The organism is Collinsella sp. AM38-1BH (assembly GCF_003467545.1).
Taxonomy (GTDB): domain Bacteria; phylum Actinomycetota; class Coriobacteriia; order Coriobacteriales; family Coriobacteriaceae; genus Collinsella.
On record NZ_QSHC01000001.1, the window covers coordinates 91,335 to 117,141 of the forward strand.

At 61.4% G+C, this 25,807-nt stretch carries 21 protein-coding genes and 2 tRNA genes; 6 read left to right on the forward strand and 17 right to left on the reverse strand.

Annotation, left to right across the window (positions count from 1 at the left end; genetic code table 11):
* Positions 1-6 precede the first annotated feature (6 nt).
* From DW870_RS00300 to DW870_RS00315, 4 genes are all read left to right on the forward strand, one after another.
* Positions 7-2,346, forward strand: coding sequence for a cation-translocating P-type ATPase (locus DW870_RS00300; protein WP_117769485.1), 2,340 nt, complete (start codon positions 7-9; stop codon positions 2,344-2,346).
* A 147-nt stretch (positions 2,347-2,493) separates the two neighbouring features.
* Positions 2,494-2,715, forward strand: coding sequence for a heavy-metal-associated domain-containing protein (locus DW870_RS00305; protein ID WP_055251893.1), 222 nt, complete (start codon positions 2,494-2,496; stop codon positions 2,713-2,715).
* A gap of 39 nt (positions 2,716-2,754) precedes the next feature.
* Positions 2,755-3,027 carry a metal-sensing transcriptional repressor gene (locus DW870_RS00310; protein ID WP_022094020.1) on the forward strand — a complete coding sequence of 91 codons (273 nt, stop codon included), beginning with the start codon at positions 2,755-2,757 and terminating at the stop codon, positions 3,025-3,027.
* A 146-nt stretch (positions 3,028-3,173) separates the two neighbouring features.
* A complete protein-coding gene (locus DW870_RS00315) occupies positions 3,174-3,647 on the forward strand; it encodes a hypothetical protein (RefSeq protein ID WP_055310332.1) in 474 nt (157 codons plus the stop codon).
* 107 nt (positions 3,648-3,754) lie between these two features.
* Here DW870_RS00315 and DW870_RS00320 read toward each other — a convergent pair whose 3' ends face one another.
* From DW870_RS00320 to gltB, 5 genes are all read right to left on the reverse strand, one after another.
* Entirely contained in the window at positions 3,755-5,125 is a 1,371-nt protein-coding gene (locus DW870_RS00320; protein WP_233504575.1) for an amidohydrolase family protein, read from the reverse strand.
* A gap of 295 nt (positions 5,126-5,420) precedes the next feature.
* Positions 5,421-6,506, reverse strand: a complete 1,086-nt coding sequence (locus DW870_RS00325) for a hypothetical protein (protein WP_117769479.1) — start codon at positions 6,504-6,506, stop codon at positions 5,421-5,423.
* A gap of 344 nt (positions 6,507-6,850) precedes the next feature.
* The gene (locus DW870_RS00330) at positions 6,851-7,558 is read right to left on the reverse strand and encodes a hypothetical protein (protein ID WP_117769477.1); all 708 of its coding nucleotides are present in this window, start codon (positions 7,556-7,558) and stop codon (positions 6,851-6,853) included.
* Positions 7,559-7,910: 352 nt separating this feature from the next.
* Positions 7,911-9,392: a glutamate synthase subunit beta gene (locus tag DW870_RS00335; RefSeq protein WP_117876591.1), complete on the reverse strand. Its 1,482-nt coding sequence runs from the start codon at positions 9,390-9,392 to the stop codon at positions 7,911-7,913.
* Between the two features lie 5 nt (positions 9,393-9,397).
* Positions 9,398-14,095 (reverse strand): glutamate synthase large subunit, encoded by a 4,698-nt coding sequence (gene gltB, locus DW870_RS00340; protein WP_117876593.1) that lies wholly within the window; start codon positions 14,093-14,095, stop codon positions 9,398-9,400.
* Between the two features lie 521 nt (positions 14,096-14,616).
* Here gltB and DW870_RS00345 point away from each other — a divergent pair.
* Complete coding sequence (locus DW870_RS00345) at positions 14,617-15,873, forward strand: Nramp family divalent metal transporter (protein ID WP_117876595.1); 1,257 nt, start codon at positions 14,617-14,619, stop codon at positions 15,871-15,873.
* A 227-nt stretch (positions 15,874-16,100) separates the two neighbouring features.
* On the opposite strand, the gene DW870_RS00350 is transcribed toward DW870_RS00345, so the two are convergent.
* From DW870_RS00350 to DW870_RS00375, 6 genes are all read right to left on the reverse strand, one after another.
* Complete coding sequence (locus tag DW870_RS00350) at positions 16,101-16,244, reverse strand: rubredoxin-like domain-containing protein (protein WP_055251878.1); 144 nt, start codon at positions 16,242-16,244, stop codon at positions 16,101-16,103.
* An 89-nt stretch (positions 16,245-16,333) separates the two neighbouring features.
* Positions 16,334-16,837: a flavin reductase family protein gene (locus DW870_RS00355; protein WP_117876596.1), complete on the reverse strand. Its 504-nt coding sequence runs from the start codon at positions 16,835-16,837 to the stop codon at positions 16,334-16,336.
* A 206-nt stretch (positions 16,838-17,043) separates the two neighbouring features.
* Positions 17,044-17,514 (reverse strand): SsrA-binding protein SmpB, encoded by a 471-nt coding sequence (smpB, locus tag DW870_RS00360; RefSeq protein WP_006235325.1) that lies wholly within the window; start codon positions 17,512-17,514, stop codon positions 17,044-17,046.
* Positions 17,504-18,421 carry a hypothetical protein gene (locus tag DW870_RS00365; RefSeq protein ID WP_117876598.1) on the reverse strand — a complete coding sequence of 306 codons (918 nt, stop codon included), beginning with the start codon at positions 18,419-18,421 and terminating at the stop codon, positions 17,504-17,506. Before DW870_RS00365 ends, smpB begins: the two co-directional genes overlap by 11 nt.
* 97 nt (positions 18,422-18,518) lie before the next feature.
* A tRNA-Glu gene (locus tag DW870_RS00370) sits at positions 18,519-18,595 on the reverse strand.
* A 17-nt stretch (positions 18,596-18,612) separates the two neighbouring features.
* Positions 18,613-18,686, reverse strand: a tRNA-Gln gene (locus tag DW870_RS00375).
* Positions 18,687-18,951: 265 nt separating this feature from the next.
* Between DW870_RS00375 and DW870_RS00380 the strand changes: the two genes are divergently transcribed.
* Positions 18,952-19,362: a hypothetical protein gene (locus DW870_RS00380; RefSeq protein WP_117564211.1), complete on the forward strand. Its 411-nt coding sequence runs from the start codon at positions 18,952-18,954 to the stop codon at positions 19,360-19,362.
* A gap of 72 nt (positions 19,363-19,434) precedes the next feature.
* Here the strand turns inward: DW870_RS00380 and DW870_RS00385 are convergent, their stop codons facing one another.
* The 6 genes from DW870_RS00385 to ftsE form a co-directional block, all read right to left on the reverse strand.
* The gene (locus tag DW870_RS00385) at positions 19,435-19,794 is read right to left on the reverse strand and encodes an arsenate reductase family protein (protein WP_055251871.1); all 360 of its coding nucleotides are present in this window, start codon (positions 19,792-19,794) and stop codon (positions 19,435-19,437) included.
* A gap of 122 nt (positions 19,795-19,916) precedes the next feature.
* Positions 19,917-20,498 (reverse strand): VanZ family protein, encoded by a 582-nt coding sequence (locus DW870_RS00390; protein ID WP_055251869.1) that lies wholly within the window; start codon positions 20,496-20,498, stop codon positions 19,917-19,919.
* 105 nt (positions 20,499-20,603) lie between these two features.
* Complete coding sequence (locus DW870_RS00395; protein WP_055251867.1) at positions 20,604-21,209, reverse strand: recombinase family protein; 606 nt, start codon at positions 21,207-21,209, stop codon at positions 20,604-20,606.
* A 177-nt stretch (positions 21,210-21,386) separates the two neighbouring features.
* Positions 21,387-23,522, reverse strand: coding sequence for a ribonuclease R family protein (locus tag DW870_RS00400; RefSeq protein WP_117876600.1), 2,136 nt, complete (start codon positions 23,520-23,522; stop codon positions 21,387-21,389).
* Between the two features lie 135 nt (positions 23,523-23,657).
* Entirely contained in the window at positions 23,658-24,578 is a 921-nt protein-coding gene (ftsX, locus tag DW870_RS00405) for a permease-like cell division protein FtsX (protein WP_117769462.1), read from the reverse strand.
* Entirely contained in the window at positions 24,565-25,785 is a 1,221-nt protein-coding gene (gene ftsE / locus DW870_RS00410; protein ID WP_022094244.1) for a cell division ATP-binding protein FtsE, read from the reverse strand. The genes ftsX and ftsE overlap by 14 nt, the downstream gene beginning before the upstream one ends.
* Positions 25,786-25,807 lie beyond the last annotated feature (22 nt).

Below are 25,807 nucleotides of genomic sequence, written 5' to 3' on the forward strand. Positions count from 1 at the left end.
GAAGCCATGGCTCAAGATAAGTTCGATGTGGGCGGCATGACGTGCGCCGCCTGCCAGGCGCACGTGGACCGTGCCGTGAGCAAGCTCGACGGCGTCCAAAGCGTCGCGGTCAATCTGCTCGCCGGCTCTATGCTGGTGGACTACGACCCTGCGCAGGTCTCCCCCGACGACATCTGCACCGCTGTCGACCGCGCGGGCTACTCGGCCTCGCCCGTCAGCGCGGGCACCGACGCTGTCCAAAGCGGAAGTGCGCAAGCCAGGTCCGGCGCCGCCCATATGGAGTCGCCGACCAAAAAGTTGGAGGCCGCCGCCTCTGCCATGCGCACCCGCCTCATCGTCTCGATCGTATTCCTCATCCCACTGTTCTACATAGGCATGGGGCACATGCTCGGTTGGCCACTGCCCGGCGTCTTCACCGACCACACCCACAGCATGACGCTCGCGCTCACCGAGCTCGTCCTGCTCATTCCCATCGTCTACGTCAACGACGCATACTTTATCAACGGGTTTAAATCGCTTGCGCACGGCGCGCCTACCATGGACGCCCTTATTGCCGTGGGCGCCACTGCTTCCATCGCCTGGTCGCTCTACGCCATGTTCATCATGGCCGACCAGCTAGCCGCGGGTCAGGTCCACGAGGCCATGATGACGGGCATGGACAACCTGTATTTTGAGAGCGCCGGCACAATCCTGTCGCTCGTCACCGTGGGCAAATATCTCGAGACACGCAGCAAATCCAAGACCGGCGGCGCCATCGAGGCGCTCATCGACTTGGCGCCCAAGACCGCGACCGTCGTAGCAGAGGACGGCACCGAAACCACCGTCGATGTCGACGCCATCCTTCCCGGCCAGGTCCTGCGCGTGCGCCCCGGCGAGTCCATCCCCGTCGATGGCGTGGTGCTCGAGGGCAGCTCGGCCGTGGACGAGAGCGCGCTCACCGGCGAGTCCATCCCCGTGGAGAAGACCGCCGGCGACACTGTCAATGCGGCCACGGTCAACCGCACGGGCTCGTTTACCTTCCGCGCCACGCGTGTGGGCGCCGACACGTCGCTCGCCAAGATTATCCAGCTCGTCGAGGATGCCAACGCCACCAAGGCGCCCATCGCCCGCCTGGCCGACAAGGTCGCCGGCGTGTTTGTGCCCGTGGTGTTCGTGATCTCGGCCGTGACCTTCGTGGTGTGGATGGCACTGACCGGAAGCGTCAACGAAGCGCTCACCTCCGCCGTCGCTGTGCTGGTGATCAGCTGCCCGTGCGCGCTGGGCCTGGCCACGCCCGTCGCCATTATGGTCGGCACCGGCAAGGGCGCCGAGATGGGCATTCTGTTTAAGAGCGCCGAGGCACTGGAGAACCTGCGCAGCGTGGGCACCGTGGTGCTCGACAAGACGGGCACCGTCACCCGCGGTAAGCCTGCCGTGACCGATATCGTGGCAGCCACGCGCGCCGACGGCTCGCCCGCCATGAGCGAAAAGGCGCTGCTCAAGCTGGCCGCCGCGTTGGAGCGCTCGAGCGAGCACCCGCTGGCCGAGGCGATTATGGCCGAGTGCGAGACACGCGAGATCGTCGCACGCATGGTCGAGGACTTTACCGCCGTGCCCGGTCGCGGCGTTACGGCGCGCGAGGGGCAAAACGCCATTGCAGCCGGCAACGTACGCCTGATGAACGAGTTGGGCGTTACCGTGCCCGCGGGTCTTGCCGAGCAATTTGCCGCCGAGGGCAAGACGCCGCTGTTCTTTGCCAAGAACGGCGAGCTTGCCGGCACCGTTGCCGTGGCTGACGAGGTCAAGGAGACGAGCGCCGGGGCCATCGCCGCACTGCGCTCGCTTGGCGTCGACGTGCGCATGCTCACCGGCGACAACCGCGTCACCGCCGAAGCGATCGCCCGCCGCGTGGGGCTGAGCAGCGAACAGGTCATCGCCGACGTTCTCCCCGCCGACAAGGAACGCCACGTGCGCGAACTGCAGGATGCGGGCGGCAAGGTCGCCATGGTGGGCGACGGCATCAATGACTCCCCCGCCCTGGCGCGCGCCGACGTGGGCCTTGCTATCGGCACCGGCGCCGACATCGCCAAAGAAGGGGCTGATGTGGTGCTCATGCGCAGTGACCTCATGGATGTTGCGCGGGCCATCGAGCTTTCGCGCGCCACGATCCGCAACATCAAGCAGGACCTGTTCTGGGCGCTGTTCTACAACGGCATCGGCATTCCGCTGGCGGCGGGCGTGTTCTTCCCGCTCACCGGATGGCAGCTCTCGCCGATGTTTGGCGCTGCGGCCATGAGCCTGTCGAGCGTATGTGTCGTAAGCAACGCTCTGCGCCTAAAATCCTTTAAGCCCAAAGTGGCAAAATAGGATCGCCATTAAGTCCATTTAGAACGGGTTTTCCAGGTGCCCGAGATTGACCTGAAAGAGGAGCGACGCGTACTTTGGTACGCGAGCGACGGCTTGAAGGTCAAGGTCGGGTGCCTGGGAAAGCCGACACAACAGAGAGGAATACCCATGCGTTTCACAATTAAGACTTCCGGCCTTATGTGCGGCCACTGCGACGCCACCGTCGAGACGGCGTTGCTCAACGTGGCCGGCGTGACCGACGCCGACGCCGATCACGAGACTCAGACCGTACAGGTGGAGTGCGCCGACACCGTGACCGCTGAGCAGCTCGCTGCCGCCGTCGAGGGCGCCGGCGAGAAGTTCCACGCCCTTTCGGTGACCGCCGCATAACGACCCGCACGTACCCCCGACCAGAAACGAGGACCCGCCATGATGGCAGACCATAAATCGGTGACCCGCATGCTCAAGACGGCACGCGGTCAGATCGACGGCATCCTGCGGATGGTCGAGGAGGACCGCTACTGCGTCGATATCTCCACACAGCTCATGGCCACACAGGCGCTCCTCGCGCGCATTAACGCCGACGTGCTCAAGGCGCATATCGAGGGCTGCGTGACTTCGGCAATCGAATCGGGCGACGAAGACCTCAAAGCCGCCAAACTCGCCGAAATCGAACGCGTCGTCGACAAACTCTCCAAGTAATTGGGGCATTGGGGACAGGTACGTTTGCACCGTCTTGGTATTCCGGGGACAGGTATGTTTGCACCACATTGGTGCAGATTAACCTGTCCCCCTTGCTCTAAATCGGGTATAAAGGCGTGCAGCATATCGAACGAAAGGCAATTTGCATGAATGACTTTATGAAGGGTCGCAATGGTGCCGATGAACTCACCATCGTGATGGGTTTTGCCGGCATCGTCATCGCGATGATCGGATCGATAGCCCGCATCCAGTGGCTCAGCTGGATTGCCATCGCCGTAATCGTGATTGGCGTGCTGCGCGGCCTGTCCAAAAATATCGACGCACGTCACAAGGAGAACGAGGCCTTTGTCGCCGCGACTGCAAACGTACCCGGCTTGGGCAAGTTTGTAGCTAGCTTGGGCGGCGGAGCTGCAGCGGCCAACGCCTCGCGCGCAGCCGGTACTAGCAAGGAAGACTTTGAACGTGCCAAGCGCACAGCCAAGAAGATGTGGAAGGGCCGCAAGACCACGGCCTATCTTAAGTGCCCCAACTGCGGCCAGATGCTCTCCGTTCCCAAGGGCAAAGGCAAGATCCGCGTCACCTGCCCCAAGTGCCATGCCAAGATGGAGACGCGCTCATAGCCGCCATACCATGGGACAAATAAAAGCCGAGGCCTCGCACTGGGACCTCGGCTTTTTCTGATTATGACAAAAGGATTGTCCCTTTGTCGCATCACCATATCGCGCGCTTACGCCACGCCATCGCGGGCAAGCTCCTCGGCCAACGCCTCGGCAGGCATGGCCATAATCGCGTCGAGCTCGGCGTCCACCTCGAGGATGCGCTTCACCTTGAGCTTGCGCACCAGATCGCCGCGACACATCACGTGCATCGGCTCACGCAGAGCGCACAGGTCATCGAGCGGGTTCTCGCGCGTCACCAAGATATCGGCAGCCTTGCCGCACTCAATTGTGCCGGTCTCGCCGCCCAGCCCCAGCAGCTCAGCATTGACTTGCGTAGCTGTATGCAGCGCGAAGGCGTTGCTCACGCCGACATACTTGGCAAAATAGGCCACCTCACGCCACATGTCGTACTGCGTCACGAACGGGCAGCTCGAGTCCGTGCCAAGGCCCACCTTAACGCCAGCTTCCAGTGCGGCACGAGCGCTCTCGATAATACCCGAGCACACGATATCGCCGTTCTTCTTTTGCGTGTCAGTCGAATGGGTCTTTTCCGGGTCGAGCAATACAAACGGCAGCGCCGGGCTGATAGTGCAGGTCACACTCGGAGCACGCCCCTCGAGCTGCGTGCCCGCGGCGCCACGGTACAGCTCCAAGATCTCGGGTGTCAACGGAGCGCCGTGCTCAATCGTGTCAACGCCGGCCTCAAGCGCGGCCTTCACGCCCTCGGTACTCTCGACATGGGCCATAACCGGAAGGCCCATATCGTGCGCCGCCTTGCATGCCGCCGTGGCAACCTCCACCGGCATACGCAGCACGCCCGGCTCGCCCACCTCGGTCGCATCGAATACGCCGCCCGTTACGAACAGCTTAATGACGTCGGCACCGCGCACATACAGGTCGCGCACCTGTTCGGCTGCCTCGGCGGGACTGTTGGCCACCTGGGCGAACAGGCCCGCACCATGGCCGCCCGGCACCGTGACGCCCGTTCCCGGCGCCACCAGGCGAGGACCTTGATACTTGCCGGCATCGATAGCATCGCGCACGGCCAGATCGGCAAACAGCGGGTCGCCCGCGCCGCGCACCGTGGTCACGCCGCTTGCCAGCTGCTGCTGAGCGCTGCCCTTGAAGATATGGCGCACGATGGCGCGCCCCACGGGATTATCGAGCTTCTTCATCAGCGCGCCCGCATCGCCCGCCGAAACCGGTTTGCCCGAACCGCACAGATGCACATGCATATTGATGAGGCCCGGCATGAGATACGCCCCTGCCAGGTCGATGACCTCGGCGCCCGCCGGCGCCTGCGCCACGGCGCTCGGACCAATCCAGGTGATGATGCCACGCTCGACGGCCACGGCCATATCGGGCTGCGGCTCCATATGCTCCGAGCCATCCAAGACGGTCGCATTGATAAACAACGTGGGACGATCGGCAGACGCCATATCGAGCTCCTCCCTCACGATTAACTTGAACATTTGTCCATTATCACCTAATGCAGCGACCTAAAGTCGAGCATATCGGTTAACGGAGGGAAGAGGGGATGTGGGGGACGGAATACGTTGCAGCCCCACCCCAGCAACATCAGGGGAATGTCTCGATCTGTAACAGGTACAGGGTTATTGGGCCCCCTGATGTTACAGATCGAGACATTCGGTCGACGTTTCACCGGTTTGTCTCGATCTGTAACAATTACGAACTCAAACAACTTCTAAACGTTACAGATCGAGACAAAACCTCTCAGCGCCCATACCACTGACGTCTCCACTCCTCAGCCAAATCGGGCCGTCGCGGAATACCCGCCAACCTCATCTTTTCAGCCAGCTTCCCCGGGTTCTTGAGTTCATCAAACGTAAACCGAAGCACCTTGTGCCCGAGCATCGTCAGATGGGACTCTCGCTGACGTTCTGCCACGAATGGGCCGACCGACTCCCGACCCTCGCCGTTCTGCAAGGTGTACTTCCCCTTTCCGTCGAGCTCGCCGATGACACACGTCCCGTCCATGAGCCGCCAAAAATAGTCGACGCGAAACGCCTGGCTCGGATCGAGCGGGTCGCGAAACTCCACCTGCAGCTCCGGAACTGGAAAGCCGTACGCAATAAAGAACGCTCGGAACCGAGACTCGCCGCCGTTTTCGGACAGCCCGTCCGCATACGACGCAATCACCTGTGCCCTGCGATACCCTCGCCTGCCCTCGCAATCGGCGCGGAGGCGCTCGCACAAATCCCAACGTGATACGCCTTTCGCCCGCGGTGCAGAATCGGCAATCGCCAACCCGTAGGAGAACGGCGCACGCAGTAAGCAATCCTCCACCGTGCGCCAAAACGACGTCACCTGCACGCCGTCGGCTTGTTCAAGTGCACCCGCCGCCTGCGGACGCAACAGCCGACATCCTGCACTCAGCGGCACCGAGCAACCCGTCTTAACAAGATATCGTGGCCCGAGCAGATCATTCGGCACCTCCAGACCCCACAAAAGCGCCGCGTCATAGCCCCAAAACGCCCAATCGGGATGAAACTCCGCAAGCCCTTTGATAGTCCTCAGCGCTCGCTCCGCCGGCGTCAATGCATCCCAATCATGCTGAAAACAGAACAGGTACGGCTCGGGCTCCGCGATATCGTCGGTTCCAACATGGCGTCGTAGCCACATGAGCTCGGCATTGTCATGCGTTGCGAGCAGTGCACCTTGCTCGGTCGCCTCCGTGAGCCGCGCGAGCATCCTGTTCCGCGCCAAGGTGTTACGTGCTGCATGCTTGTGTTTAAAAACGGTATTAGACACTTCCATCACCACCACATCGGACAAATGGACCATTGTCACCGCTGCCACTGTCGGCAAACGCCTCGATCTGTAACAGAAAGACCGATTTTTGACCGCTAGATGTTACAGACCAAGATCTTTCGGTACCGCGTCCACCCTTTGTCTCAATCTGTAACAGGTAGGTCGAATTTTGGCCTGTAGATGTTACAGATTGAGACATTCCCCCAACCAGGTGCCAAACGTCTCGTTCTGTAACAGTTAGACGTTCTCCAGCCCCCAAACGTTACAGATTTAGACAAACCAGCGGCGCCCAAGCGTTCGTCTCGATCTGTAACAGGTAGACCGGTTTTTTGTCCCTAAACGTTACAGATTGAGACAAAGTCAGGGGCAGCAGGCGACGCCAGTCACATCCCCTACTCCCACTCCTGCTCGTAGATGTTGAGCGACTTTACGTACCGCCCCTGGGCGCCCATGATGTCGCGGACCAGACGCAAGAAGAAACTGATGCACAAGGTGTCAAAGCCATCCTGCAGGTCCTCCGGATGCACCGCACCAGGCCCATCGACCGCCGTGTCACTCAGGCGTGCGATGTCATACAGATAGAGTTGTCCCGCCGTCAGCCAGACATCGTCGACGCAGGCGAGGCGCACCGCAATCGCGCCGTCGCTCCAATGCTCCTTTTGCACGATATGCGGGTCGTAGACATCAAAGCGACGGTCGGTGCGCGTATCCTTCAGCGCAACCATGCCGTTCGCAGGATCCTTGTCCAAAATGCCAAAGCGCGAGAAATACTGTGTGTCGCGTACCTGCTCGAGCCGCTTGAGCGAGGCAGGCGAAAGCAATGTCGGCGGCTCTTCAACATACAGCTCGAGCAACGTCTTGCCATGGCGATAGGGGCGCTCGAAGAGCAGCCAATCGGTAAATGCCATGTTGTAGGCCATGATTTCGTTTTGCGAAGGCTCGGTGCAATAGCTGAGCCACGGGTCGACAATGATCTCGAACTGTTCACGCGCCGGCTCCAAAAACTGGAACTTCCGCAGCATCCAAAAATGGGCCATGTCGGCAATATCGTTGCCGACGGCTTCGGCCAGCTGCGCTCGATCTAAAGCGTGATCAGTCATGGCATCCTCCTCAAACTGATGGACCTCAATTTGAGCTTACGAGGAGGGTGGGCAGCCACGACCAGCGCGGGCAAAATAGGCCTCCGGCTGCAAACCAGATGCTGACCAAACACTTGACGAAAAGCTTGACCGAAAATGCGCACTGGAACAAAACCGCAGGTAAACATAGGCGGCCAACCCGCCCTTTTGAGCCAAGCGCCCCCGGCCACCACAGAAACAGCAGAGCACCACAGCTCAAGAAGACGCCGAATGGACACTCGCGCGTCGACAAACGAACGAACCGCTCGCAAAGAGTGTCCCCAACGACTAGACAAAAATGACCAGTCATTGGGGACGTTCTTAAATGACTACTTTACAGCTCCAGCGCCTCGGCGACCTCGGCAGCGCAGGCCAGGGCGTCGGCCATGGCGTTCACAACGAGCGAGCTGCCGTTGCGCGCATCACCGGCAACATACACCGGCGCGGCATCCGCGGCGACGCCGTCGACACGCGCCGCAAGATGCGAGTCCTCGACGGCCATCACAGGCAGCGGACGACCAGCGGTGGCAACAGGCACGCCTACCGCATCGAACACGCCATGCTCAGGACCCGTAAAGCCGCAGGCGATGAGCACCAGCTGCGCCGGCACCTCGTGCTCGGAGCCCGCGATGCGCTCGGGCTTGCCAGCCGACCAATCCAGATCGACCACGCGCAGGCCCGCGGCCGCGCCCTTCTTGTCCAGCAGCACCTCGAGCGTATCCACGCCCCAAGCGCGCATCTCGCCGCCCATGGCAGCGATGGCCTCCTGCTGGCCGTAGTCGGTCTTCTTAACGTTTGGCCACTGCGGCCAGGGGTTGCTCGCCGCGCGCGCATCAGGCGCCGCCGGCAAGAACTCAAACTGGCGCACGCTGCGCGCACCCTGACGTACCGCGGTGCCCACGCAGTCGTTACCGGTATCGCCGCCGCCAATGACCACGACGTCCAGGCCGCACGCGTTCACCACGGGCTCTCCGCCATCGAGCACCGAGACGGTCGAAACCGTCAGGTAGTCCACGGCGTACACCACGCCCGGGGCATCAATGTTCGCAGCCGAAAGCCCACGCGGAGCACGAGCGCCGGCAGCCACCACGACAGCGTCAAAGCCATCGAGCTTGGCTGCCACCGCAGGGTCCGTCACATCTGCGCTCAGCTCAAACACAATGCCCAGCTCGCGCATGAGCGCCACGCGACGCTCGACCACGGACTTCCCGAGCTTCATGTTGGGAATGCCATACATAAGCAAACCGCCCGGACGGTCGTCACGCTCAAACACCGTCACGCGGGCGCCGCGACGCGCGAGCTCCCATGCTGCCACCAGACCAGCAGGACCGGAGCCCACCACGGCGACCGTGGGTGCGCCCTCCCCCGCCGGCTCAAAGCGACGCGGGCCACCGTTTGCCCATTCGTGGTCGCTGATCGCACGCTCGTTGTCATGGATCGTCGTGGGCTGACCGTCGACCGACCCCAAGTTGCATGCGGCCTCGCACAGCGCCGGGCACACGCGACTCGTGAACTCGGGCATGGGCGAGGTGAGCGACAGACGCTCGGCAGCCTCGTCCCAGCGGCCGCGGTACACCAGCTCATTCCACTCGGGAATCAGGTTGTGCAGCGGGCAGCCGCTCGGGCGTGCCTTGCCAAAGCTCGCGCCCATCTGGCAAAACGCCACGCCGCACATCATGCAACGGCTCGCCTGGGCGCGACGTGCATCGTCATCGAGCTCCACGTACAGCGGATCAAAATCATGGCTGCGCTCCTCCACGGGACGAAGCTCGTGGGTCACGCGATCGATATCAAGAAAAGCACCGGGCTTACCCATGGCACTTACGCCTCCTTCTTGGTCGAAGCAACAGAGCTGGCGGCGGCGGGCACAGCGCCAGCGACACCACCCGCCACATCAAAGCGAGCGACATCGGCGGCGTCGGCGCGACCGGTCACAATGTCAAACGCCAGCTCCTCGGCCTGCTCATGCGTCTTGCCGACGGCCTCGGCGGCGGCGACAATCGCCAGCACGCGCTCGTACTCGGTTGGAATGACCTTCACAAAGTGCTTGCTCATCGTCTCAAAGCTGTAGAGCAGCTTAATGCCGCGCGGGCTCTGCGTCGCGTCCACGTGCTCCTGGATGAGCTCGCGAATCTGCGCCAGCTCACCGGCCGTCGGGGCTTTAAGCTCAACGCTCTCGTGGTTCACACGGGCATCGAGCGTGCCGTACTGGTCAAAGACATAGGCCGCGCCGCCCGTCATACCGGCGGCAAAGTTCTGCCCGACCTCGCCCAGGATGAGCGCCAGACCGCCCGTCATGTACTCGCAGCCATGATTGCCGCAGCCCTCGACCACCACGGTGGCACCGGAGTTACGCACGGCAAAACGCTGGCCGGCAAGACCGTTAATGAAGCCGCGGCCGCTCGTAGCACCAAAGAACGCAACGTTGCCCACGATGATGTTCTCGTCGAACTTGTAGGTCGCATGCGGATTGGGGCGCACCGACACCTCGCCGCCCGAAAGGCCCTTGCCAAAGTAATCGTTGGCGTCGCCGCACACGTTGAGCGTAATGCCGCGCGGCAGGAAGGCACCAAAGCTCTGACCGGCCGAACCATCGCAATCGACGGTGATGGAGCCGGCGGGCAGGCCCTCGGGATGCGCCTTGGTCACCGCGTTGCCCAAGATGGTGCCCACGCAGCGGTTGACGTTGGCGATATCGGCGCGGAAGCGAATCGGACGCAGGTGTGCACGGGCATCGGCCGTATAGGGCACAAACAACGTGGAGTCGAGCGTCTTGTCGAGCTCGCTGTCCGCGGCCATCTGCGGCAGGAAGTGGCGACCGTCGGCACCCGGGATATGGGCACCGAACTCGCAGGTCGCGCTCGCCAGCACGGGCGACAGATCGAGCAGGTTTGCCTTGCGGTTGCCCGGGACCTCGATCTGACGCAAGCACTCGGGATGGCCGACCATCTCGTCGATGGTGCGGAAGCCCAGGCTCGCCATGATCTCGCGCAGCTGCTCGGCCACAAAGAGCATAAAGTGCTCAACGTGCTCGGGCTTACCGCGGAAGCCGTGACGCAGGCGGCAGTTTTGCGTCGCGATGCCGGCCGGACAGGTATCCTGCTGGCAGTCACGCTGCATGAGGCAGCCCATGGAGATGAGCGGCATGGTAGCAAAGCCAAACTCCTCGGCGCCCAACAGGCAAGCGACAGCAACATCGGTGCCGTCCATGAGCTTGCCATCGGCCTCGAGCACCACGCGCGAGCGCAGGCCGTTTTGCAGCAGCGTCTGCTGGGCCTCGGCAAGGCCAAGCTCCAGCGGCAGGCCCGCATGCCAGATAGAGTCGCGCGCAGCGGCGCCCGAGCCGCCATTGTGACCGCTGATCAAGATCTTGTCGGCCGCGCCCTTGGCCACACCGGTGGCGATGGTGCCGACGCCGGCCTCGCTGACCAGCTTGACCGACACGCGCGCGCCGGGGTTGGCGTTCTTAAGATCGAAGATAAGCTCCGCCAGGTCCTCGATGGAGTAGATGTCGTGGTGCGGCGGAGGCGAGATCAGGCCGATGCCGGGCGTGGACTGACGGACCTCGGCAATCCAGGGGTAGACCTTCTTGCCGGGCAGGTGTCCGCCCTCGCCGGGTTTGGCGCCCTGGGCCATCTTGATCTGAATCTCAAAGGCGCTGCACAGGTAGCGACTCGTCACGCCAAAGCGCGCGCTTGCCACCTGCTTGATGGCGGAATTCTTGGAGTCACCGTTGGCCAGCGGGGTCTCGCGACGCGGATCCTCGCCGCCCTCGCCCGAGTTGGAACGACCGTGCAGGCGGTTCATGGCGATGGCCATGCACTCGTGTGCCTCTTTGCTGATGGAACCGTACGACATGGCGCCGGTGTTAAAGCGGCGGACGATGTTGAGCGCGGGCTCCACCTCGTCGAGCGAAACCGGCGTGCGACCGTTGGCATTAAAGTCCAGCAGGTCACGCAGGCGCACGGCACGGCCGGTGCGGTGCAGGCGGGCGCTGTACTCCTTAAAGGTGTCGTAGCTGTCCTCACGGCAGGCGGTCTGCAGCAAGTAGACAGTCTGCGGATCGATGAGGTGATCCTCGCCGCCAAGCGGGCGCCACTTGGTCAGGCCCAGCGTGGGCAGTTGATCGGGAGCCGGGCTCTTAAGGATAGCGAGCGCGGCGTCGTAGCGCTCGTTTTGCTCGCGCTCAACGTCCTCGACACCCATACCGCCCACACGGCTCACCGTGCCAGCGAAGTACGCATTGACGAACTCCGGCGTAAAGCCCACGGCCTCGAAGATCTGCGCCGAATGGTAGCTCTGCACCGTGGAGATGCCCATCTTGGACACGATGGAAACGATGCCGGCGGTCGCAGCCTTGTTGTAGTTGGCGATGCCCTGCTCGGCTGTCACGTCCAGATCGCCGTGCGCCGCCAAGTCGCGGATGCACGCATGTGCGTTGTACGGATAGATGCCGCTCGCGGAGTAGCCCACCAGTGCCGCAAAGTCGTGCGGGGACACGGCGTCGCCGCACTCCACCACGATGTCGGCAAAGGTGCGCACGCCAGCGCGGATCAGGTAATTGTGCACGCAGCCCACGGCAAGCAGCGACGGCACGGGCACCTCGCCCGCTCCGGCGCGATCGCTCAGCACCACGATGTTCACGCCGTCGCGGACCGCAGACTCAACGTCCTCGGCAAGCTGCTTGAGCGCAGTCTGCAGCGCGCCCTCACCGGCATCGCGACGGTACACGGCACGGAAGCGACGGGTCTTAAAGCCCACGCGGTCAATCGCACAGATGCGCTCGAACTCCTCCTCGTTGAGCAACGGGCGCTCCAGGCGCACCAGCTGGCAGGCCGTACGGGAATCCTCGAGCAGGTTGCCGTGGTTGCCCAGATAGAGCGTGGTCGAAGTCACCATGTGCTCGCGAAGGGCATCGATGGGCGGGTTCGTGACCTGAGCGAACAGCTGATAGAAATAGTCAAAGAACGAACGCGTCTTCTTGGACAGGCAAGCCAGCGGCGCGTCGATGCCCATCGAGGCGAGCGGGGCCTTGCCCTGCTGGGCCATGGGACGCACGACCTCGTCGACGTCATCCCAGTGGTAGCCGAGCTTGGCCATACGCACGGCGGCGGGCACCTCGGCGTCCTCGGCGGGCGTTGCCGCAACGGGCTCATCGAGCGCGTCGACGGTCAGCGTCTCCTCGGCAATCCAGTCGCGGTAGGGCTTTTCCTTGGCATAGCGGGCGCGCAGCTCATCGTTGTAGATCACGCGGCCGCGGGCAAAATCGACCTCGAGCATCTGACCCGGCCCCAGACAGCCGCTCGTCAGGATGTTCTCGGGGCTCACCTCGATGGTGCCCACCTCACTTGCCAGCATAAAGCGACCGTCGCGCGTCACATAGTAGCGGGCGGGACGCAGGCCGTTACGGTCGAGGGCGACACCCAGCGTGCGACCGTCGGTAAAGGCGATGGCCGCCGGGCCATCCCACGGCTCCATGAGCATGGACTGGTAGGCATCGTAGGCGCGGCGTTCCTCGCTCAGATTGTCGTTGTGGTCCCACGGCTCGGGCAGCAGCATGGACGCGGCACGCGTGAGCGGGCGACCGTTCATGACCAAAAACTCGAGCACGTTGTCCAAAATCGCAGAGTCGGAACCCTCGCGGTTGATGATGGGCATCACACGCTCAAGATCGTGCTGCAGCACGGGGCTGTACAGATTGGGCTCGCGGGCGCGAATCCAGTTGACGTTGCCCTTGAGGGTGTTGATCTCGCCGTTGTGGATGATAAAGCGGTTGGGGTGCGCGCGCTCCCAGCTGGGCGTGGTGTTGGTGGAGTAGCGCGAGTGGACGAGCGCCACGGCCGTCTTGACGGCGGCGTCGTTGAGATCGATGAAGAAGCGGCGCATCTGCGTGGCAACCAGCATGCCCTTGTACACGATGGTGCGCGAGCTCATGGAGCACACATAGAAGATCTTGTCGCGCAGGGCAAACTCGGCGTCGGCCTTTTTCTCGATGGTGCGGCGGCACACGTACAGGCGGCGCTCGAAGGCATCGCCGGCGGGCGTGTCGTCCGGACGGCCCAGGAAGGCCTGCAGGATAGTAGGCATGCAGGCGCGGGCCGTCTCGCCCAGGTCGTGCGGGTCGACGGGCACCTCGCGCCAAAAGAGCAGCGGCACACCGGCCTCGGCGCAGCCCTCCTCAAACACGCGGCGGGCATCCTCTACGCCCTTGTCGTCCTGCGGGAAGAACAGCATGGCCACGCCATAGTCGCCCTCTGCCGGCAGAATCTGGCCGCACTTTTGGGCCTCTTTACGGAAAAAGTGATGCGGAACCTGGAACAGGATGCCAGCGCCGTCGCCGGTGTTCTTCTCGAGTCCCGTGCCGCCGCGGTGCTCCAAGTTGACCAGAATGGACAGCGCATCGTCCAGAATCTGGTGATGGCGCTCACCGTTGATATCGGCAAGCGCGCCGATGCCGCATGCATCGTGGTCGAATTCGGGGCGATAAAGGTCCTGCTGCTGAGCGGAATCTGCCTGCATCGCGATCCTCCCCTAGAAATATGACAGTCAGTTGAATAGGCATACTAGGAGCATCGCCGGCCCGTTGTGTTTCCCGCCCGTTTCGAAACAATCGCGTAACGCGCGCCCTACGAGTGGACACCGCCGACCTCAAGGACGACAACAAGGGCCCCAGGTTCGGTCCGTAAGCTCACCGCTTCAAACATCTCAATCTGTAACAGGAGAGCCCAATTTCGTCGACTTACTGTTACAGATCGAGATGTTTTTGAGAGACGGCTCCGTTTGTCTCAATCTGTAACACGAAGGGCCGATTTTGGCGGTCAGCTGTTACAGATCGAGACATTCCATAGGGCCATTTCTTCCTGTCTCGATCTGTAACACCTAGGCTCAATTTCCATCCCTAGTTGTTACAGATCAAGACATTTCGCAACCCCCCTTCATCATCCTATTCAAATACAGCAATTTTGTTAGTCTTGATTAACTTTTAAGCCTAAAACGGGTATCCTTTGCGGCGTCAAACAAACGGCACGCAGGAGCGCACCATGCTCAACCATCTCAAACAACACTTTGGCTCCCGACGCACCGGTGGTCACGGAGGCCTAGACATTGCGCGGCATATCGGCCCCGGGCTGCTCGTCACCGTCGGCTTTATCGACCCGGGCAACTGGGCCTCCAATATGGCCGCGGGCTCGCAGTTTGGCTACGCACTGCTGTGGATCGTCACGCTGTCCACGATCATGCTCATCGTGCTGCAGCACAACGCGGCGCACTTGGGCATCGCCACGGGCATGTGTCTTGCCGAGGCCACGACGCGCCACCTGCCCCGCCTCGTCGGGCGTGCGATACTCGGCAGCGCGTATCTAGCCACGGTCGCCACCGCCATGGCCGAAGTCCTGGGCGGTGCGATCGCGCTTCAAATGCTCTTTGGCCTGCCCGTACGCGCCGGCTGCATCATCGTGGCGGCGGCATCGATTGCCATGCTCATGACAAGCTCCTACAAACGCGCCGAACGCTGGATCATCGCCTTCGTGGGTGTGGTGGGACTTTCGTTTTTAGCCGAGCTTCTGCTGGTCAAGGTCAACTGGCCGCAAGCCGCCACAAGCTGGATCACACCCAGTATGCCCACCGGCTCGGCCGCGATTATCGTAAGTGTCCTAGGCGCGGTCGTTATGCCCCACAACCTCTTCCTGCACTCCGAGGTCATCCAATCCATGCACTTCGAAGGCCAAGGCGAGCAGGTTATCGAAGAACGTCTGCGCTACGAGCTCTTCGACACGCTCTTTTCGATGGGCGTGGGCTGGGCAATCAACTCGGCCATGGTCATCCTGGCCGCAACGACCTTCTTTGCGCACGGCATGGTCGTAGGCGACCTCGCCGTCGCAGCGGCCACGCTCTCCCCCATCTTGGGCCCGGCAAGCTCGACCATCTTTGCGGTGGCGCTGCTGTTTGCGGGCATATCGAGTAGTGTAACGGCGGGCATGGCGGCGGGCACCATCACCGCGGGCATGTTCAACGAGGAATACGACATCCACGACCGACACTCCTCGATCGGGGTGGTGGCCTGTTTCGTCGGCGCAGTGGCGGCGTGCCTGGTCGTCCCGAATCCTTTTGAGGGTCTCATTTGGAGTCAAGCACTGCTGTCGCTTCAGCTGCCGATTACGGTCTTTGTGCTCATACGGCTCACCAGTTCGCCCCGCGTTATGGGCAAATACGCCAATTCACGCCCGCTCAACGCGTTGCTCGTAGGGATCGGCGCCATCGTGACGATTCTCGATGTCGTGCTGTTGACAGGGATGTAATGGGGCGGGGCACCTACCCAGGCAAATGTCTCGATCTGTAACATCTAGACCCGCTTTTGATGTCTAGATGTTACAGATCGAGACAAAAGGTCGGCCGGACTCACAACAGACAGGATCGGCCAACAGCAACCGTGATCCCTTGGGGACGGAGGAAAAGGGCCCCAGCCGAGAATTCGACCGGGGCCCTTGGACAGAGCTATGTTCGGCTTTCGCCGCGTGTCTGCGAGCTACTCCTCGACGAGCTCAAACTGATCGGGACCGACGCCGCACACCGGGCACACATAATCCTCGGGCAGCTCGGGCGTATCGACCTCAACCTCGTAACCGCAAACGACGCACACGAACTTATACGTCTTCTTCTCCTCAGCCATGATGTTCTCCTCTCGAACGTGACTGGTGATGTACTTCGCTTATTAGTATATGTTCTCAATAATATAATGCAAGTGTTTTTAAAACATTTCTAGCCTTGATACGAGGACGCCTTCGGAGGCGTCTTGCCCTTCAGGACCTTATGGTAGTAGTCGTAGGTCAACGGCGTCTCGTCGCTCAGGCGCTCGGCGTCCTCGACCTCGCCGATAAACAGTAGATGCGTACCCACATCCACAGTGTCGATCAAACGGCAGCTAAACAGAGCCGCCGCGTGCTCGGACACATAAGGCATGCCCAGAGCCGTCTCGCGGGTCTCGTATTTGGCAAACTTGTCATAATCGCTGCTGGTGCGGAACCCAAAGTTACCGATGTAGAGCATGTCGGCAGTCTGATCGATCACGGTCAGCGCGAACGCTTTGGCCGATGCGATGACGCCCGAGGTGACGTTGTCCTTGTTCACGGCAACCGAAATGCGCGGCGGCATGGACGTCACCTGCACCGCCGTATTGATGACGCAGCCGGCGCGCAGCCCGTCTGCCGCAGCGCTCACCACGTACAGACCACTCGGCATGGTAAAGAACGCAGTTTTGTCCATAACGATCACTCCCCTAACCCGGGTTGGTACCTTATGGATGTATGTACCCACAAAAAAGGCGGCGCCCATAACGGACGCCGCCTTTGAGACATATGTGTCAGAACAGTAAGCAAGATGAGACGCCCGCAGTTGCGGTGAAATAGGGACTGAATAGCCCCTCAAACAGGCAAAACAGTCCGTATTCCACCGCAACTTATACAGAGTGCCTAGCGGTTGCGTTCCTTGAGGGCGCGGTCGATCTCGCGTTGGACATCACGCTTGGCCATGTCCTCGCGCTTGTCGTAGAGCTTCTTGCCGCGGCCCAGACCCAGCAGCAGCTTTACGCGGCCGTCGGTATTAAAGTAGAGCTCCAACGGAACCAGCGCATAACCACGGTTGCGAAGTTTGCCGTCAAGAAAGTCGATCTCCTTACGGTGCAGCAGCAGACGACGCCGACGGTCGGGATCGCGATTCCACACGCCACCATGGCTATAAGGGTGGATATGCAGGCCGACGAGCCAGCACTCCCCGCCGCGGATCAGCGCGAAGGTATCGGTAATCTGGCACGCGCGCTCGCGAATCGACTTGACCTCGGTGCCGCTCAGCTCAATACCGCACTCAAACGTCTCATCGATAAAGTACTCGTGATGTGCCGAACGATTCTTGGAAATGAGCTTGCGCTCGCGCTTACTGGGCATCGCCGGCCTCCTTGACGTCGTCGGCGTTTGAGCCCGCAGCCGCGCGCTTTGCCTTGCGCTCGGCGTTAAGCTCGGCATCGCTCTCGCGCACCAGCTTAATGATCGCCGCGCATGCCTCCTCGCCCACCAGGTCGCGGGCACGGACCGTCAGGCGCGTAGCCTCCTGCTTGTCGCCGTCGCTTGCAGCATCGGTCGCGCACATGATCAGGCAGATGGCGATCTCGGCCGAAGGCGAGGTCGGCACGCCCTGCAGGGCGAGCTCACCCATCACATGGTCGTCACTCTCGTCCGCGGCATCCGGATAGGTGGTATGGATCTTGTTGAGCAGGCGCGTCGTATGCGCATCATTGGGCGCCAGGCGCAGCGCCAGACGCGCGCAGCCCACGGCAGCCGAAATGTTCTCGGTCTCGGGCTCCAAGAAGTACTGACCCAAGTTGGTGTAGGCGCGTGCGGCGCACTTACCGTCGCTCGCGCGCTCCAGCACCGAGAACGAGAGCGATGCCCACTCCTGCTTGTCCTCAAGCGCGCGGAACAGCTCGGCCAAGTCCAAGCGATAGTTGCAGTTCATGGGATCCCAACGCACGGCCTGCATCAGGGCATTCCGAGCACTCACATAATCCTGCTGGCGAATGTAGGCAAACGCCATGTCGGAGTACAGGCGGTCAAAGGGAACCTCGACCTGCACCAGCTCGCGCGGATCCTTCTCCACACGGCGATAGGCCAGGCGCTCAAACTTGCTGTCGAAGCTAAAGTACTGGCGCTTCTCCTCCGTCTTGCACTCAGCGTCGATATACTCCTCGGCGAGCTCCACCAGACGCTCAAGCAGCGGCGTCGCCGTAGCCAGGTCGCCCTGCGCCAGATAGTTCTCGGCATACGTGATGTCTTCCAAGCTGATAGGCAGGTCCATGACAACTCCTCGGTCCGGGCGGCAGACTCAACGCGCGCCTTAAATATCGGTCAATACACAAAACCCGGGTCTCTTACGAGGCCCGGGCGTTCAATTTTGGTAGCCCGTACCAGATTCGAACTGGTGATCTCCGCCTTGAGAGGGCGGCGTCCTAAACCGCTAGACGAACGGGCCATATGTAGCAAATGCAATGGCTGGGATGGAGGGAGTCGAACCCCCATTGACGGAACCAGAATCCGCTGTCCTGCCATTAGACGACATCCCAATGACTGCATCGCTGCGCTCGGCTGTGCCTTTGCGCAAGAAAGAAATATACGGGAAGTCCGACCGTGACGCAAGCCCCAATTTTGACTTTTTTGAAATTCAGTCAAATACGGCCAACACGTGAAGGACCTGTGAAGCGCCAGCGACACGTACGGCGCCAAAGCCCGTAAAACATCCCGCATCTACCGCTGGTAGATTACAACAATGCAGCACTCACGGCTGATGGCACAATCGAACCGTCATCATTGCACGGATATCGAGGCGCCATGGACGAAGAGCTTGATTACCTATGGGAGACCCTGGGCCTCGAGATCACTGCTGACCTTTGGCCCGAACGGGACAAAATCCATCCCACTCTGCGCCCCGCCATCACGGTGATGCAGGCAAAATACCGCCGTGCATCCTTTTTGATCATGCGGATGTCATGGCACGCGGGACTCCCCGACCTTAAGCGAATCCAGGCAAGCCTCGTCGAGCTGTCCGGTATGCCGACCGTCATATCCGAGGCGCACCTGGAGCAGCGCCAGCGCGAGCGACTGCAACAGCAGCGGATCCCCTTTATCTGCCCCGGCGTTCAGGCATATCTGCCCTTTATGGACGAGGAGTACTGGAGCGGCAAGCCCAACAAGCACGTAAAGGTCTACGATCCGCACGAATGGGCACAGCTCGAGGATTGAGCCGAGCGAGCCCGCCGATGGAAAACACATCCCACCCCGATCACTCAAAACGGGTCGCATTTTCCGGAGCCGCTACAGCAACGCCTCGGCCCAAGCCGCTTCCCTAAAGCCAGGAATCGCAAAGTCGTCGCCCACCAGCAGCGGACGCTTGACCAGCATGCCGTCGGTCGCCAGCAGCTCATAGCATTCCCGATCCGTCATGCCCGCATCCAGACGCGCCTTCAGGCCCAGCTCTCGATATTTCATGCCCGACGAATTAAAGAAGCGCCGCACCGGCAGCCCCGAACGAGCAATCCAGGTCGCAAGCTCATCAGCCGTGGGATTGTCCAAAACGATATCGCGGTCGATATACTCTACCCCATGTTCGTCCAGCCATGCCTTGGCCTTCTTACAGGTCGAGCACTTGGGATATTCAACAAACAATACCGCCATGGGATTTCCTTTCTTAGAGAAAACAGGTGTATGGAAAACTGCACATCGACGACCGCTCGCGATTGCAGCCGTTATTGTAGTCAATGTCGAAGCATAGGCAGTCGCGATGTCTCGTCTTAAGGCTAGCGCCTTGCATGGGCGCCGATCGGCCGAGTCGCATGGCGCACCAACGCCGCTGCCAGCAATACCAACAGCATGGCGGTGATATAGCCCGCAGCATCGAATCCTAAATCGATAACGTCGAAATGCCTGCCGGGAACAAAGATCTTATGTACCTGATCGCCAACGGAGCAGGCGGCGCAAAAGAGCAATACGGGCACGCAACGGGAGCACACGCTCCACGGACGCCTGGAAAAGCAAGCCACGATCACCGAGGCGAACAATCCGACGAAGAAAAACTCTACGGTATGGGCAACGCGACGGACGTTTGCGCCCACCCACATGCGAATGGAAGCAAGTCGGCCAGACCGGACATTCGAGGCAGCCGAATCGGTGCCCCCGGTCATTCCGTTCTCCGTCTGGGCTTCACCCGTGGCATCGGCGGCCTGAACGCCCGTAGCCTGACCCTCCACCACACGCGCGGTGGACTCGCTCAGCAACGACGTCTCCACCGCATTTTGCTCCGTCAGCACCCAGATGCCCGCCAGCGTTGCAGCGAACAGAACGATCGCGGTCCATCCGATTATTTGTTTTACGCGCGCCAAGGGCCAACCTCCTTTTTTTGAATATCAGCGAGTGTAGCCCCAAATGACATCGTCACCGTATCAAAATTTGAATCGCAACAGGAAGCGACAAGGCGACGCAAACCCCTACCCCGCCTCGCGCATCCAGCGATCAAACGTCCCCACGCACACGCCCAGGCACTTTGCTGCCTGGCTGCGGGTAATATCGCCTGCCTCATAGCTATCGCGCACTAGCTCAAACTGAGGAGGGCACGGCTTGCGAGGTCGACCGAAACGGACCCCTCGCGCCCGCGCCGCTGCAATTCCCTCCGCCTGGCGCCGATGGATATTCTCGCGTTCCACCTGCGCCACGTAGCTCAGCAGTTGCAGCACAATATCGACAATCAGGGTGTTGGTCACATCCGGCGCGCCGCTGGCCCTGACACGCGTGTCAAGCAATGGCATGTCCAACACCACAATGGCAACCCCGAGCTCCTTGGTAATGCGCCGCCATTCCTCAAGAATCTCGGAGTAATTACGACCAAGTCGGTCGATAGAAAGCACCACCAGCACGTCCCCGTCTCCCAGAACGTGCAGCAGCTCGCGATAACGCGGTCGATCGAAGTCCTTGCCGCTCGCATGGTCGGCATAAATATTCGCTGAGCCCACGCCATAGGCGCCCAGCGCATCCAGCTGCCGATTAAGATTCTGATCGCGCGAACTCACCCGCGCATAACCGTACACCGTCGCCATCTCATCCCCGCTTTCTTGTAAACCTGCCAAAAAGGGACAGGTTTATTTTGGTAGGTTCTACCTCTCAAATAGCAGGTAAGCGGGCGGCCGAGCAGACGGCAAGGTAGCCACGATTCAAATGCAAAGGGCGGTCCCGAAAGGCCGCCCTCCGCTCCCCCACCATGAGCCGGGATTTGGCTAATGGATAAGCTTAAAGTCCAAGTGCCCACGCGTGGTATTGACGCGCGAGACCTCGATAATTACGCGCTGCCCCAGCTCGTAACGGGTGCCCGTGTCGGCACCTGTGAGCGTTAGCGCGTCCTCGTCGAACTCAAACCACTCGTTGCCCAGGCTCTTGATCGAAACCAAGCCTTCGACCTGCGTCAGGTCCAAGCGCACAAAGAGGCCCATACTGCTAACCCACGAGACGGTTCCGGCATAGCGCTCGCCCAGACGGTCCTCATAGTACTGGGCAATCTTGATCTTTTGCGTCGCATGGCTGGCGGCATCTGCCGCGCGCTCGGCATCGCTGCATGCGCGGCAGATCTGCGGCAGAATGCGCGGCAGCGACTCGCGCCCCTTGCCGATCAGCCGCGGCGTACGGACCAAGGCGTCCTTGCCGCCGAGCCGCTCATAGGCCAACTGCAGTTTGAGCACGCGGTGCACCACCAGATCGGGGTAGCGACGGATGGGACTCGTAAAGTGACAGTAGCACGGCGCGGCGAGCGCAAAGTGGCCCTCGTTGCGCGGCTTGTACAGCGCGCGCTGCATGCTGCGCAGAAGCAGCGTGTTAACGAGCGGTGCGTTGGCCGTACCGGCGGCAGCATCGACTGCAGCCTGCAGCTCATCGGGGCTCCCCAGGGCAATACCGGCAGCACGGCGATCGTCGATGATGCCTAGCTGCGCCAGCGCAACGGCGGCACCGTGCAGGCTATCGGGGCTCGGATCCTCATGCACGCGATAGCAGGCCTCGATATCACGGTCTGCCAGCCACTCTGCAACGCACTCGTTGGCGAGCAGCATAGCTTCCTCGATAAGCGACGTGGCACACGAACGCTCACGCGCCACAATCTGCACGGGTACTCCGTCCTCATCCAATAGAGCGCGAATCTCGGCCGTGTCAAAATCGACTGAGCCGCGGGCACGACGAATACGACGGCGAAGTTCGGCGAGTTCGTTGGCGGCGACAAGAAAATCGCCGAGGTCGACGTTATAGCCGCGAGCAGTTTCCTCGCACGCAAGACCGCGCTCAAGCGCCTCCTCGCGCGAGGCCTCAGCAGCCGCAACATCCTCGGCCGCACCCTCCAGCACCCCATACTCCACCGCGCCGGCACGCACCAGCAGCGCCTCGGCGCCGTCATAGTCCATACGCACACGCGAGCGAATCACGCTGGGGTACGGATCGTAATGCCGCACGCGACCCTGCGCATCGAGCTCGATATCGACGGTAAACGCAAGACGGTCCTCGTCAGGGCGAAGCGAACACAGGTCACAGGACAGGCGTTCGGGCAGCATGGGAAGCACGCGATCGGCCAGATACACCGATGTCGTACGATGGCGAGCCTCAAGATCGATATGCCCGTCCCAAGCCACATAGTGTGAAACGTCGGCGATATGCACACCCAGCTTGTAGCCACCCTCGGGCGTTCGCTCCAGCGAAATGGCGTCGTCAAAGTCGCGCGCGTCGACTGGGTCGATCGTGATGACAAAGCGGTCGCGCAGATCGCGGCGGAGCGGGTCCTTAAGCGCCGCGGACACATCGAGCGAAAGCCCCTCGGCCTCGTCCAGCGCGGCCTCGGGATAGCTATCGGTATAGCCGTAACGCGCCATCACATATTGAACGCCCAAATCGGGCGCGTCATCTCCGCCAATGCGGCGTTCGATCGTCACGGTACCCGATTCCAGGCGCGTCGGGTAGGTCAAAATGCGCGCGACAACAGCATCACCCGGGTGGACACCCAGACGATCCGCCGAGGTATCCTCGGGCAGAATGAAGAAGTCGGCCTTCAGACGCGAATCGAGCGGCTCGATCACACCGAGCGGACCGGCGGTCTGGTACGTGCCCACCACGCTTATGGCTGCACGCTCAACCACGCTTTCGATCACGGCGCGCCGCTCACCGTGCGGGCTGTTCTTAATGCTCACGGCAACGGTATCGCCATCCATGATCTCGCGCTTACCGCGGCCCATGACCTTGTAGTCGCCGTTTTCGGTTACAACGTAGGCGCTATGCTCATGGAGCTGCACGCGCCCGGTCAGGCTCGGACGGCGTTCGCTGCGCACCGGCCCGCGCTGATTGCGAGCTCCACGCTTATGCTTGTTATTGCGCCCCATGGCGCCTCCTAACTATCGATTGCGAACTCCAAAGAGTCTACCCAAATGATTCGCTTTCCTGCCGTCCCCTAGGGATCAAAAAACGGGCCGCCCCATAAGAGACGACCCGTTGGAAGGGATGAATTCCAAGCATGCCTACACGCGCAGGTAGCGGCGCATGGCGATGGCAGAACCAAAGAGACCGATAATCACGCCGACCAGAATCAGCGCAGCATAGGTCACCAGGTAGTACTGCATCGGCAGGGCAAACGACATCCAGCCGATGCTCTCCTGCAGACGCGGGATCATCAGATTGCGCAGCAGCTCCAGAACGCCGATGGAAAGCAGCGAGCCCAAAATGGCCTGCAGCACGCCCTCGGTGATAAACGGGCCACGAATGAAGCCGTTGCTGGCGCCGACCAGACGCATAATCGCAATCTCACGACGACGCGCCGTGATGGACAGGCGAATCGTGTTGTTGATGAAGATGAATGCGATAAAGGTCAGAAGACCAACGAGCACCACGGCGGCGATGCGGATGTAGTTGGTCACCTGGAACAGGCGGCTCACTTCCTCCTGGCCGTACAGCACGCTCGCGTTGACGTCGCCGTCATCCGCGATCTTCTGGAAATCGGCATCCTTCTTGAGCTTCTTTGCCGTGCTCTCGACCTTGGACGGATCGTCCATCTCAATAGCGAAGGAAGCCGGCAGCGGGTTCTGGCCATCGAGCGCGCTCATGGTGGCGTCGGCGTTGCCCGACATCTTGCTCGTATACTCGGCCAGCGCGTCGTCCTTGTCCTTATAGGTCACGGACTTGACGTTATTCCACGTCTTAAGCTCGGCCTCAAAAGCCTGAACATCGGCCTGATCGGCGTCATCACTAATGAACGCGTTGATGACAACCTGATCCTCGACGGTGCCGATCACGGAGTTCAGCATCGCAGAGCCCATGATGAACAGGCCGATGATAAACAGCGAAAGGAAGATCGTGATGACGGCGCCGAGCGAGGTAGTCCAGTTACGGAAGAAGTGGCTGATTGCCTCTTTGAAGGAGTAGCCCACGTTAGTTGGTGCCATAGTTGCCGTAACCTCCCCTCTCCTGGTCGCGGATGACGTGGCCGCCCTCGAGGGCGATCACGCGACGGTGCATGCTATCGACCATCTCGCGGTCGTGCGTGGCGACGATCACGGTGGTGCCGGTGCGGTTAATACGCTCAAGCAGCTTCATGATGCCCAGCGAGATCGCCGGGTCGAGGTTGCCCGTGGGCTCGTCGCAGATCAGCAGCGGCGGACGGTTGACCATAGCACGGGCGACGGCAACGCGCTGCTGCTCGCCACCGGAAAGCTGGTCGGGCAGCGAGTCCATCTGATCGGCCAGACCGACCAGACGCAGCACCTCGGGCACCTGGCTGCGAATGACGCCCTTGGGCTTGCCGATGCACTGCAGGGCAAACGCCACGTTTTCGTAGGCGGTCTTTTGCGGCAGAAGCTTAAAGTCCTGGAACACGGCGCCAATCTGGCGGCGCAGGAACGGAACCTTACGGTTCTTGATCTTCATGAGGTCCTGACCGGCAACCAGGATGCGGCCGCTCGTCGGCTTGACGTCGCGGTTGAGCGTCGACAGCAGCGTGGTCTTACCCGAGCCGGAGTGACCGACCAGGAAGACGAACTCGCCCGGATAGATCTCGATGTTGATGTCGTCGAGTGCAGGCTTGTTAGGCTGTGCCGGATAGATCTTGGTGACATGCTCCATAAGGATGACGGGCTCGACACCGGCCTGCTTGGCCATCTTCTTGCGGCTGGCCTGCGGATCGATGGGCGCAAACACCGACGTAAAATCGGGGTTGTTGAGCGCGTTATCGAGGCTTGCGACCTCGGCTGCCTGATCGCTCTCGACCACCGGGGCAGCAGGCTGCGTGGGGTCGGGAATAGCGGCAAAGAGACCGGACTGCGCAGGCTGAGGAGCCGGCGTCGCAGGGGCCAAGGGGTCGGGAATGCCGGCCATGGTAGGCTGCGGCGTGGCGGCACCAGCCTGAGGCTGCTCCACGCGAGCGGTCACGGCCTGAACGGGCTCAAAACCCGCCGTGCCGGAAAGCGCGACATCGCTGGTTGGATTGTAGGCAAAGGGATCGGATGCCGGCTGTGCCTGATCTGCCGGCTGAGCGGGGGCCTGAGCAACAGGCTGGCCCTCTGAATCCGGAGTGGCGAAACGACTGCCCTGGACGCCTGCCTGCGTCTTGGGGGCATCATCGCCCGCACCGGAGGTACGGAAGTGGTTACCCACTGGTGCTCCTTATCGTCGTGCG

Bases quoted from the DNA above. Each gene is read 5' to 3' on its own strand.
- ftsX (WP_117769462.1), bottom strand. From the start codon at position 24,578: ATGGCACCAACTAACGTGGGCTACTCCTTCAAAGAGGCAATCAGCCAC.
- DW870_RS00365 (WP_117876598.1), bottom strand. From the start codon at position 18,421: ATGGACCTGCCTATCAGCTTGGAAGACATCACGTATGCCGAGAACTAT.
- DW870_RS00345 (WP_117876595.1), top strand. From the start codon at position 14,617: ATGCTCAACCATCTCAAACAACACTTTGGCTCCCGACGCACCGGTGGT.
- DW870_RS00315 (WP_055310332.1), top strand. From the start codon at position 3,174: ATGAATGACTTTATGAAGGGTCGCAATGGTGCCGATGAACTCACCATC.
- DW870_RS00385 (WP_055251871.1), bottom strand. From the start codon at position 19,794: ATGGCGGTATTGTTTGTTGAATATCCCAAGTGCTCGACCTGTAAGAAG.
- DW870_RS00380 (WP_117564211.1), top strand. From the start codon at position 18,952: ATGGACGAAGAGCTTGATTACCTATGGGAGACCCTGGGCCTCGAGATC.
- DW870_RS00305 (WP_055251893.1), top strand. From the start codon at position 2,494: ATGCGTTTCACAATTAAGACTTCCGGCCTTATGTGCGGCCACTGCGAC.
- DW870_RS00355 (WP_117876596.1), bottom strand. From the start codon at position 16,837: ATGGACAAAACTGCGTTCTTTACCATGCCGAGTGGTCTGTACGTGGTG.
- DW870_RS00310 (WP_022094020.1), top strand. From the start codon at position 2,755: ATGATGGCAGACCATAAATCGGTGACCCGCATGCTCAAGACGGCACGC.
- DW870_RS00350 (WP_055251878.1), bottom strand. From the start codon at position 16,244: ATGGCTGAGGAGAAGAAGACGTATAAGTTCGTGTGCGTCGTTTGCGGT.
- DW870_RS00330 (WP_117769477.1), bottom strand. From the start codon at position 7,558: ATGACTGATCACGCTTTAGATCGAGCGCAGCTGGCCGAAGCCGTCGGC.
- DW870_RS00395 (WP_055251867.1), bottom strand. From the start codon at position 21,209: ATGGCGACGGTGTACGGTTATGCGCGGGTGAGTTCGCGCGATCAGAAT.
- smpB (WP_006235325.1), bottom strand. From the start codon at position 17,514: ATGCCCAGTAAGCGCGAGCGCAAGCTCATTTCCAAGAATCGTTCGGCA.
- DW870_RS00335 (WP_117876591.1), bottom strand. From the start codon at position 9,392: ATGGGTAAGCCCGGTGCTTTTCTTGATATCGATCGCGTGACCCACGAG.
- DW870_RS00400 (WP_117876600.1), bottom strand. From the start codon at position 23,522: ATGGGGCGCAATAACAAGCATAAGCGTGGAGCTCGCAATCAGCGCGGG.
- gltB (WP_117876593.1), bottom strand. From the start codon at position 14,095: ATGCAGGCAGATTCCGCTCAGCAGCAGGACCTTTATCGCCCCGAATTC.
- DW870_RS00320 (WP_233504575.1), bottom strand. From the start codon at position 5,125: ATGGCGTCTGCCGATCGTCCCACGTTGTTTATCAATGCGACCGTCTTG.
- DW870_RS00300 (WP_117769485.1), top strand. From the start codon at position 7: ATGGCTCAAGATAAGTTCGATGTGGGCGGCATGACGTGCGCCGCCTGC.